2 protein-coding genes are annotated in these 3,042 nt (G+C 20.6%); both read left to right on the top strand.

What is annotated here, in order from left to right; all coding sequences use genetic code 11:
• Positions 1-2,152: AraC family transcriptional regulator (locus tag GBZ86_RS14445; RefSeq protein WP_152891806.1), on the top strand; the 2,152-nt coding region annotated here is incomplete at its 5' end.
• A 1-nt stretch (position 2,153) separates the two neighbouring features.
• The gene (locus GBZ86_RS14440; protein WP_152891805.1) at positions 2,154-2,966 is read left to right on the top strand and encodes a tetratricopeptide repeat protein; all 813 of its coding nucleotides are present in this window, start codon (positions 2,154-2,156) and stop codon (positions 2,964-2,966) included.
• Positions 2,967-3,042 lie beyond the last annotated feature (76 nt).

The raw sequence follows: 3,042 nt of genomic DNA, 5'->3' as shown, positions 1-3,042 counted from the left end.
ATATGTTTTTTCTTATATGTTAATATTATTTATTCCTATTTTTATAATTACCATAATATTATCTAAATCTGTTTTTAATATTTTAGAAAATGAAATTTTATCACGGAATAAAATTTCTTTAATTTATTCTAGTAATATTTTAGAAAATAATTTTTCAAATTTAAATAGAATATCTCAAAGTATTGCTACAGAGGATAATATTAAATTTAATAGATTGGAAGAAAATATTACTCAAAGTATTAATATCATAGATTCCTTAAAAAAATATAATTTGAGTAACTCTTTTTTTGATAAAATTTTTATTCATTTTTTTAATGATAACTTTGTTTATTCAGATTCAAGTTCTTATACTATGGATAACTTTTTTAAAACTATAGGAAGTACAGAAGACTTAGATGAAAAAATAAAAAATTTGTTTACTTCAATATCAAAACCAACAGTTATAAAAGATTTAGAAGATAATAAATTGTTTTATGCTATTCCTTATATAGTAAATAGCAATGTACTAGGTTGTGTTTTGTTTTCTATAAATTTACAACATTTAAATTTAACTTTAAACAATACAGGGGAACCTACTTATAATTTTTTAATAGATGATAATTTTAATATTGTAAATTTATCTAGTACAGATATGTTAGAAGATGGAAATTTTATTAATTATTTTTCAAATAAAATAACAGATTTAGAAAATAATAAAATTCTTATTGATACTTTAAAAGAGCATACTATATTTTCTACTAAAATACCTTCTATGAATTTATACTTTCTATCTATAAAGCCTTTAAATTATTTATTTAAAGAATTATCAAATGTATCTTACTTATTGCTATTATCTACTTTATTAGCTTTTTTTTTAGGAAGTATCGCTATTTATTTCTTTACAAAAATAAACTATAAGCCCATTAAACAATTAAAAAACTTTTCTGAAAAGCTCCATATTAAAAATAAAGAAGATATATCTTCTTATAATGAAATTGAATTAATAAAAAATACTTTACATTATCTTAATGAAAGAAATATGGAATTAGAATATACTGTAAGCAAAAGTTTGCCTATAAATCAAAACTTTATGTTAAATGAACTTATAAATGGAAACATTTCCAACAACGAAAAATTCCTAAATAATTGTAAAGAAATGGGTTTAGATTTATTTGCTCCATTTCATACTATAATTACTATTAAATCTAAAGATGCTAATTTAACTTCTTTTTCTAAATTATTAAAAGATTATAATATACATGATTTTAGTATTATTTACGAATTTTTAGTAAGTAATTTAGGAGAAGATTTAACAGTTTTTTTAGTAGGCTTAAGTAAAGATAATTTAAAATTTACTGGTAGAAGAAAAATTAATGAAAATTTAATTTTATCTATAGGATCTATTGAAGAGGATTTGCATTTAATTGCTAAATCTTATGTAGATTCTATTGGTATTATAGAAATGCCTGAAAAATTAGAACATACTACTTCACTAAAAGATTTTATTAAAAAATATGATGATATATTAAAAAATATACAATCTATATTGAATGAAGATAAATTTGATGAATTATTTTTTACTGTTTTATCCTTAACATCTTCATTAAATAAAGAATTGCTTCCTTTTAAAGTAATACGAACTGTATATTTTGAATTAATTATTATGCTCAATAATTATATAAATAAAAATAAACATCTTATAAATTATAATACTATAGATTTGTATACTTTATATGAAATTCACTCAAAGGAAGCTTTAAAAGAAGTTTTTCTTGAAATTTTTAAAGAACTTTTTGAATTAATAAAAAATAAAAATAAAGTACATGTACCTAAATTATCCATAGAAAGAATTGAAAAATATGTTTTAGAGAACTATACAGATTATTCTTTTTCTTTACAACTGGTATCTGATAAATTTGGAATATCCTTATCTTATCTTAGTCAATATTTTAAAGATAAAACAGGTATTACCATACTAGATTATATTACTACATTAAAAATGAATAAAGCTAAAAATTTACTGACTAATTCTAATTTAACTTTAAAGCATATAGCTGAAGAAATTGGTTATAGTAGTGTATCTAGCTTTATTAGGAGATTTAAACAAGTTACCAAAATGACCCCAGGAGAATACAAAAAAATAAATATTAAATCTTTAAAGGAGGAAAAATAAAATGAAAAAACTATTAATATTTGCAGAAATTCTAATAATAATCCTTATATTACAATGCTTAATTCTTTCTAAAAATTATCTTATAGGAATACCCATTTTATGCGCTTATTTAGCTTATAAATTATATAAAATGAGACCTTCTATATTGGCCTTTAAGGGAAATATTGCTTTTGAAAAAAAGCACTTTAAAAAAGCTTTAAATTATTATAATGCAGCAACTAAAATAAGTTATTCAGATAACTTTATTAAATTACGTTATGCATATATAGCTTTAAATTGTGGTGAACTAGATGAATGTAAAAGAATTCTTGATTTAGTTCCTTTTAATCAACTTAATGATATGTTAAAAAACTCTTATAAAATGACAGATGCTTTATATAGCTGGAAATCAGGTAATTTAAAAATGGCTATAGATGTTTATGAAAATATACACAATTCTCACCAACATACTTTAGTATATGAAACTCTTGGTTATTTATTATTAATATCTGGCGATTATAAAAAAGCTTTAAAATACAACGAACAAGCATATGACTATGATAAGGACAGTAGTATTATTACTGACAATTTAGCTCAAAGCTATTTTTACTTAGAAAATTATGAAAAAGCTAAGGAACTTTATTCAGAACTTTTATTAAAAAATGAAAAAAAACCTTCTTTTCCTGAACCTTATTATTATTATGGTCTATTATTAAATAAAGAAGGCAATAAAACAGATTGTATTAAATATTTAAAGGAAGCACTAAAGCAAAGAGAAGCATTTTTATCTGAATTAACTCATGAAAAAATTAATAAAACTTTAGCTTCATTATAAAAAAATAAGAAAATTTTTTATATTTCTTTACTTAAGTAAAATATAGTTTGAGATTATCTCTTAAACTATATTTTAC

The sequence above is a fragment of the Clostridium tarantellae genome, assembly GCF_009295725.1.
GTDB lineage: Bacteria > Bacillota > Clostridia > Clostridiales > Clostridiaceae > Sarcina > Sarcina tarantellae.
This window is presented reverse-complemented; position numbering and strand designations above follow the sequence as displayed.

Bases quoted from the DNA above. Each gene is read 5' to 3' on its own strand.
- GBZ86_RS14440 (WP_152891805.1), top strand. From the start codon at position 2,154: ATGAAAAAACTATTAATATTTGCAGAAATTCTAATAATAATCCTTATA.